An 8,176-nucleotide genomic window follows, 5' to 3' on the forward strand; every position below is an offset into this window, starting at 1 on the left:
GAGCGATCGCCCCACATTCCGCTAACCTAGATATTCAGAACCTTCGCTACAGTGTTCACGTCTTTGTCGCCGCGTCCCGAACAGTTAAGCACAATGCGCGGATTGCCTGTTAGCTGCGGGCACAGAGTCTCTAAATAGGCGATCGCGTGAGAAGTTTCCAAAGCCGGAATAATCCCCTCCAACTGCGAAAGCCGCTGAAATGCTTCCAGCGCTTGTGCATCAGTTACGCTATAATATTCAGCTCGACCCGCATCCTTCAAATAACTGTGTTCCGGCCCCACACCCGGATAATCTAAACCCGCACTAATCGAATGCGGCTCGATTACTTGACCTTCATTATCTTGCAGCAAATAACTCATCGCCCCGTGCAGAACACCCACACTTCCTTTAGTCAAAGTAGCAGCGTGTTTCTCCGTATCCACACCTTCGCCCGCCGCTTCAATACCAATCAATCTGACAGTTTCTTCCCCGACAAACTCGTGAAAAAGACCCATTGCATTAGAACCGCCGCCGACGCAAGCTAATAAAATATCCGGCAAACCACCCCACTTTTCCTGACACTGAGCACGCGTTTCTTCACCGATTACCGCATGGAAATCGCGTACCATCATCGGGTAAGGATGCGGGCCCGCTACGGAACCGAGAATGTAATGAGTTGTTTCGACATTTGTCACCCAGTCGCGAATCGCTTCCGAAGTCGCATCTTTCAGCGTTCCCGTACCCGCAGCCACCGGCCGCACTTCGGCTCCCATCAACCGCATTCTAAACACATTTAAAGCCTGTCTTTCCATGTCGTGAACGCCCATGTAGACAACGCATTCTATACCGAAACGAGCGCAAACTGTGGCAGTAGCAACGCCGTGTTGACCGGCACCAGTTTCAGCAATTACCCGCTTTTTGCCCATGCGTTTTGCCAGCAATGCTTGAGCTAAAGCGTTGTTAATTTTGTGAGCTCCCGTGTGGTTTAAATCTTCGCGTTTGAGGTAAATTTGCGGGCCAGTTCCGTCTGCTTTAGCGTAGTGTTCGGTAAGGCGTTCCGCAAAATACAAAGGGCTGGGGCGGCCGACATAATCTTTGAGCAATTGTTGGAGTTGCTGTTGAAATTCCGGTTCGCTGCGGTATTGGTGGAAAGCGGCTTCTAGTTCAAATAAAGCCGGCATCAGGGTTTCGGGGACGTATTTGCCGCCGAATTTGCCGAATCTACCGAGGGAGTCGGGGCGTTGAGTGATGGTTTCGGTGGTGAGATGCAGGGGGGTGACTGTCATTAGATTTTAGATTTTAGATTTTAGATTTTTTAGATTCACGGGTAAGCTAGAGGCTTAGTGTCGATCGTACCAAATCGGTTGTGGACTTGAGCAGATCGAACAAATTTCATTATAATTCCTTGAACGCTTGACGGGCTAATACAATAAGTAGAAGATAGAGCGCATTCCGAGCGATCGCAACCATACCCCAATCCGCTAAAACTAGAAATACCAGTAAAAAAAGTTCAAGCATCTTAACCTATGGCAGCATCCAAACGCAAAGATTATGACAGCAAAACAACCGAGGGCAAACGAATAGTTTACTCCGAGTTTGGGAATGTTGACAACTCGGCAGCCCTCCAACGGGGAGTTGCCGAAGTTCCCCCCAATCAACAAAACCTCAAAATCGAAGCATCCCGAAAAGGGCGAGGCGGCAAAACAGTTACAGTCATCAGTGGCTTTCAGGAAAAACCCGAAACATTAGCAGCTTTGACAAAGCAGCTAAAAGCCCAATGCGGTACTGGCGGCACAGTCAAAGAGAATGAAATCGAAATTCAAGGCGAACACAAGCAAAAGCTGCTAGAAATTATCACAAAGTTAGGCTACAAAGCTAAAATTAGTGGAGGGTAAATTAGTCAATATTCCTCACTGTATGGGCGGGGCGGGTTTATGATATACTTAGTTTTAAACATAGATGGTTGGTAAAACCCGCCCCTACATCGCACAAATTATATTGTCGCGAATCAACCAGAAATGATATTACCAATTACCGCCAATTTTTAATGTACACTCGACCTTTAGCTCGTTTAATCGAACAATTGCAGCGCTTGCCCGGAGTCGGCCCAAAAACAGCCCAGCGTTTAGCTTTACATATTTTGAAGCGACCGGAAGAAGAAGTGCAAGCCCTAGCTAAATCTTTGATTGATGCCAAACAGCAAGTAGGTTTCTGTCAAGTATGCTTTCACTTATCTGCTGACCCTGTTTGCGAAATTTGTCGCAATACCAACCGCGACACTCATACCATTTGTGTAGTGTCAGAATCCCGCGACGTAATCGCTTTAGAAAAAACGCGGGAATACATGGGTAAATATCACGTTGTTGGCGGCGTTATCTCGCCGATGGATGGAATTGGCCCAGAACAATTGAACATTCAACCGTTAGTGCGGCGTGTCAGCCAGCAAAAGATTAAGGAAGTAATTATTGCTATTAGTCCCAGCGTGGAAGGCGAAACTACTACTCTTTATATCGGTCACTTATTAAAACCTTTTACCCTAGTAACGCGCATAGCTTTTGGTTTGCCGATGGGGGGAGATTTGGAATATGCCGATGAAGTTACATTGGCTCGCGCTTTGGAAGGAAGGAGGGAGTTGGATTAGTTGAAAATGGGTGATGGCTGATTTAAAAGTAACAGAAACGAACCGCGAAGGAAACGAAGGAAGAGAAAAGAGGAGGAAGAGTTCACAATTGATGCGACGATAGTTATATCCTAAGCTTCTGCGATTGCTTCGTGGAGGATCGCAATGACTAATTTGTAAGATATGAAACCCGCGTCGGCGGGTTTTGTCTGTGTAGCGACAGGTTGAAACCTGTCGGGTATTTGGTATTTGGTATTTGGTGTTTGGTTTCGTTGTTCCCTGTCGTCACTGCCGCGAAAGGGTAAACTGGACAAAGTTACCGAGAGTAAAAAATCATGGCTAAATTCGATCGACCTTTCACCTACCCCACAACCCGCAAAATCGACCAAACAGACGACTACCACGGCGTCAAAGTACCCGACCCCTACAGGTGGCTGGAAAATCCTGACTCAGAGGAAACCCAAGCTTGGGTGGAAGCCCAAAATGCAGTCACCTTTGGCTACCTCAACGAAATTCCGGCGCGGGAAAAAATCAAACGGCGCCTGACTCAACTTTGGGATTACGAGAAATACGGCATACCTTTCAAAGAAGGCGATCGCTATTTCTACTACAAGAATGACGGTCTGCAAAATCAATCCGTACTCTATACTTTAACATCCCTCGACAGCGAACCCAAAGTATTAATTGACCCCAACACACTCTCAGAAGATGGAACCGTTGCTTTGGGTAGCGTAGCTATCAGCGAAGACGGCAAACATATGGCTTACGGTTTGTCAACCTCCGGCTCGGATTGGCAAGAATGGAAAGTTCGCGATATCGAAACAGGTGCAGATTTATCGGATCATTTAAAGTGGGTGAAATTCTCAGGCGCCTCTTGGACTCACGACGGTAAAGGCTTTTTTTACAGCCGCTACGACGAACCAAACGAAAAAACCAAACTCGAAGATGTTAACTATTACCAAAAACTGTTTTATCACAAGTTAGGAACATCCCAATCTGAAGACGTATTAATCTACGATCGCCCCGACCAAAAAGAATGGGGATTTAGCGGCGGCGTCACTGAAGACGGCAAATATCTAATTATATCAGTTTGGCAGGGAACTGAAACAAAAAACCTGATTTTTTATAAAGACTTAACTGCCCCTGAATCGCCTGTTGTAGAACTGATTAACGAATTCGAGGCAGAGTACAGCTTCATCAACAATGAAGGCCCTCTGTTCTGGTTTCAAACTGACTTAAATGCACCCTGCGGTCGGGTAATTGCGATTGATACCAACAATCCCCCTCCTTTATCGCTCGCTGGCGATGACAGTCAAGGGAAATTTACAGAAATTATCTCCGAAGCAGCCGAAACCCTCCAAGGTATTGGCATCCTCAACAATCAATTTGTTGCTTCTTATCTGAAAGACGCTTACACCAAAATTAAAATCTTCAACTTAGACGGCTGTTTCGCGCGAGAAATAGCTTTGCCGGGAATCGGTTCGGCGGGAGGATTTGACGGCAAGCGGCACGATACCGAAACTTTTTATGCTTACACGAGTTTCACTACACCAAACACTATTTACCGCTACAACATGGTGACGGGCGAAAGCACAGTTTACCGCCAGCCGAATGTAGATTTTAACCCCGACGATTACCAGACAAAGCAAGTATTTTATCCCAGCAAAGACGGCACGCAAGTACCGATGTTCATCACCCACAAAAAAGGCTTACAGCTTGATGGCAATAATCCCACTTATCTTTACGGATACGGCGGTTTTGGCGTGTCGCTAACTCCGAGTTTTTCGATTAGCAATGTGGTATGGCTGGATCTGGGCGGAGTTTATGCGATAGCCTGTTTGCGGGGCGGTGGCGAGTACGGCGAAGCATGGCACCAAGCAGGGACAAAGTTGAATAAGCAAAATGTATTTGACGACTTTATAGCTGCCGCTGAATGGTTGATCGAAAACAAATACACCAAACCTGCCAAATTGGCGATCGCAGGTGGAAGCAACGGCGGTTTATTAGTAGGGGCTTGCATGACTCAGCGGCCGGAATTGTTCGGTGCGGCATTGCCTGCCGTCGGGGTTATGGATATGCTGCGCTTCCACAAGTTTACCATTGGTTGGGCCTGGACTTCGGAATACGGTTCTCCCGAAAATGCCGAGGAATTCCCGACAATTTACGGCTATTCTCCCCTGCACAACCTCAAATCGGGAACGTCTTATCCGGCGACAATGATTACAACTGCCGATCACGACGATCGCGTGGTTCCGGCCCACAGTTTCAAGTTTGCTTCTGCTTTGCAAGAAACCCACGCGGGAGAAAAACCCGTGTTAATTCGGATAGAAACTAAAGCGGGACACGGGGGCGGCAAGCCTACTGCTAAAGTGATTGAAGAATTGGCTGATGAATGGGCTTTTTTAGTCCGCGAACTCGATATTGACGCTTAGCAAGCTGCGTTAGGGTGTGCGATCGACGCAGTTTGATGATTTAAATAGAAAGACGGTGTAAAGGGCGATCGTACTTTTTGAATTCAAGGGCGATCGTTCTTTTTTGTCACCGAAATCCTGATATTAACATATATAATTTTCCACGTTTTTTTTATTAACTTTTGTAGCGTTGAGTGGCTATTATTACATTGCTGTGAGTTTACAGCACGCCAAATTAGTATAAGTATAAGTATAAATCTCTAGAAGTTTGGTCTTCTCAACTTTCAACAGCGATCGCACGTCAAAGCCAAAATCTGCCAATTTTTAGGAAATTAATATTTTCAGTATATTTACGGTTCAAGTTATCTGATCCAGCCTCGATATCACCAGACGAAGCACAGTGCTATGAGGGGTCATACCCCTTATGCTGATAAATCCGTAAGTAATTTACCATATAACTAACCTTAGACCTGATATCATTTTTCCCAAAAATAGAGCACCTTGCCTAATACAAAGGCTGTCACCCCTTATTCATGTTAGAATTTGCAGCCATCGGCCGCATCAGGACATCCAAGGGCGATCACAGTAAATCCTGTCTAATGATTGACTAACATCATACATAACAAATAGAGGTAACTATTATGTATCTTTAAAAAATAATTTTTAAAACTTTATAGTTGAAAGTTTATCGTCATCTATGAAAAGGGGTAGTTTAGATTTAGCAACCAAATTAACCAAAAATTAAAACCATCCAAACCAAATCTGTCAAATTTGTCAGCCGCGCAAACACGGAAATCTACCAATATGGAAACTAAAATCTTGAGACAAGCCAGCTATAAAGCAGAGACGGCTAGCCGAAAAAATCTAGCGATTGTGGATTCAAAAGTAGAAAACTACCAAGAGTTTCTCAGGGGAGTGAAAAGCGGTACCGAAGTAATCCTGCTCAATAGAACCCGGGATGGAATCGAACAAATTGCCGAAATAACAGCCTCGCGGCACAGCCTCAACAGCATTCAAATAGTTGCTCACGGCGCATCAGCATCAGTAGAAATCGGCTCAACAAAACTCAATATTGACAATATAGAAACCTATTCCAGCAAATTGCAGCAGTGGGGTAAAGCTCTCAACGAAACAGGTAGTATTCTGCTGTTAAGTTGCAACACAGGCGCCGGGGAATCCGGCATTGAATTCATACAAAAACTCAGCCAAATAACAGGAGCAAATGTTGCGGCTTCCAATAATTTAACAGGGAGTGCAGCACTAGGCGGCAACTGGCAATTAGAAATTGCCACAGGACAAATAAATACCGAAATAGCCTTTGAAAAAGAAGTCTTAGAAGGCTACACATCAGTCCTGGCTACCTTAGCGGCTGAAGAATTTAAAAATACAACAGTAATCGGGCCTTGGATATATGGAATTGGCAACCCCACTACATCTAACCCAGGCTTAACCGCAGGTAGTACAGTCAACCCCAGTGGCGTTATTCCCGCTTTAGGGACTGGCGATCCACCCGGAAGCGGTACTTTGAGATTAACCTCAAACGCCTTTGGACAAGCAGCTTTTGTAATCTACAACAACCCCATCTCCGCCACTGAGGGCCTGAGAGTTACCTTTGATTTCTTTGCCTATAACAGAGGTAATGTCCCTTCTTCAGGGGATGGTTCCCTCCTTGGTGCCGATGGAATTAGTTTTTTCCTCATTGACGGAACAGCTACGCCAACAGAAGCCGGAGGCTATGGTGGCTCTCTTGGCTATGCTCAAAATACTAATTCAAATTCACCCGGTATTGTAGGAGGTTATTTAGGTGTCGGATTAGACGAGTTTGGTAATTATTCTAGCGTTATTGCTGGAAAACAGGGTGGCATCTCGAACAATCCAAGTGATAGGCGACCTGATGCAGTAGGACTTAGAGGCAGGGCAAGCACAATCCCAACCGAAAATTATAAATTTTTAGGTTCTAGTCTTTTAACTAACACTTTGACTGGGGTTTCCATTGGCATAGACAATAAAGATACAATCATTCGCGCTGAAGCTAAAAGATCCGTCCAAATTACCTTATTCCCGACTACATCAGCAACACCTAACCGTCTTACAGTTGCCTTAGACTTGGACAGCAATGGCACATTTGATGCGGGCGAAACACTGATCGATATACCAAATTTGGAAACTATAAACGGAGCAGTGCCACGTACTTTTAAATTTGGATTTGCTGCTTCGACAGGGGGAAACACAAACATTCACGAAGTTAACAATGTCATCGTCCAAAGTATAGATCCGCCTACACTCGTAGCAGACGTTTCCATTGTTAAAAAAGGCCCGCTCTATGCCATACCCAATAGCACCATTACCTATACGATTACCTCCACAAATAACGGCCCAAACAGCGCCGAAAGCGTCCTGATTCAAGATCCGCTGCCTGCCGGCTTAACTTTCGTCAGCACTGACAACAACGGTAGTTTCAATCCCACAACGAGGACAGTCATTTGGCCGGCGATTCCGACTCTGGCTAACGGTGCTAGCGAAACCCGCACCATCACCGCAAGAGTTCCGGCAACAGTCGGCGCTGCCTTAACTAACACTGCCTATAGCACCTCCAGCACTTTCGACCCAAATCTAGCTAACAACAATAGTTCTCAACCCCTTTCTCAAGTCTCAACTACAATTGTTGATGCTCTGGCCGACGTTGTTACCACCAAAATCGGGCCTGTTACCGAAACTGTGGGTAGGACAGTCAGTTACACAATTTCCACAGTCAACAACGGCCCTAGCACAGCCGAAAACGTCATAATTACTGATAGCATTGTTCCCAATTTAACAATAGTTAGTCTATCCAGCGGTACTTACGATCCAATTAGTGGCATTGTCACCTTCTCATCTGTTCCCAGCTTAGCCAGCGGTGCTCCTGCTGCGATTACCAATACAGTTAGTTTCATCGCACCCCCAGATGCCAGCGTCAGCAACACCGCCAGAAATACCTCCGCTACCCCAGATCCTTTTCCTGAAAACAACAACGGCACTGATCCGCTGGCTAAAGTCACAACCACTCTGACACCTAGTGCCGATGTTGTTACCACCAAAACCGGGACTACTACCGAAACTGTGGGTAGGACAGTCAGTTACACAATTTCCACAGTCAACAACGGCCCTAGCACAGCCGAAAACGTCA

Annotated in this window: 5 protein-coding genes; 4 read left to right on the forward strand and 1 reads right to left on the reverse strand. The window is 45.8% G+C overall.

What is annotated here, in order from left to right; all coding sequences use genetic code 11:
- Positions 1-26: 26 nt before the first annotated feature.
- Complete coding sequence (trpB, locus tag QUA38_RS25695) at positions 27-1,265, reverse strand: tryptophan synthase subunit beta (RefSeq protein ID WP_333166921.1); 1,239 nt, start codon at positions 1,263-1,265, stop codon at positions 27-29.
- A gap of 240 nt (positions 1,266-1,505) precedes the next feature.
- Here trpB and QUA38_RS25700 point away from each other — a divergent pair, with 240 nt between their 5' ends.
- The 4 genes from QUA38_RS25700 to QUA38_RS25715 form a co-directional block, all read left to right on the forward strand.
- Positions 1,506-1,874, forward strand: coding sequence for a translation initiation factor (locus QUA38_RS25700; RefSeq protein ID WP_333166923.1), 369 nt, complete (start codon positions 1,506-1,508; stop codon positions 1,872-1,874).
- Positions 1,875-2,026: 152 nt separating this feature from the next.
- Positions 2,027-2,620, forward strand: coding sequence for a recombination mediator RecR (gene recR / locus QUA38_RS25705; protein ID WP_333046856.1), 594 nt, complete (start codon positions 2,027-2,029; stop codon positions 2,618-2,620).
- Between the two features lie 314 nt (positions 2,621-2,934).
- Complete coding sequence (locus tag QUA38_RS25710; RefSeq protein ID WP_333166924.1) at positions 2,935-5,031, forward strand: prolyl oligopeptidase family serine peptidase; 2,097 nt, start codon at positions 2,935-2,937, stop codon at positions 5,029-5,031.
- 783 nt (positions 5,032-5,814) lie between these two features.
- The coding region (locus QUA38_RS25715; RefSeq protein ID WP_333166926.1) for a DUF4347 domain-containing protein at positions 5,815-8,176 on the forward strand (2,362 nt) is incomplete at its 3' end.

This window comes from Microcoleus sp. Pol12B4, from assembly GCF_036701385.1.
Lineage (GTDB): Bacteria > Cyanobacteriota > Cyanobacteriia > Cyanobacteriales > Microcoleaceae > Microcoleus.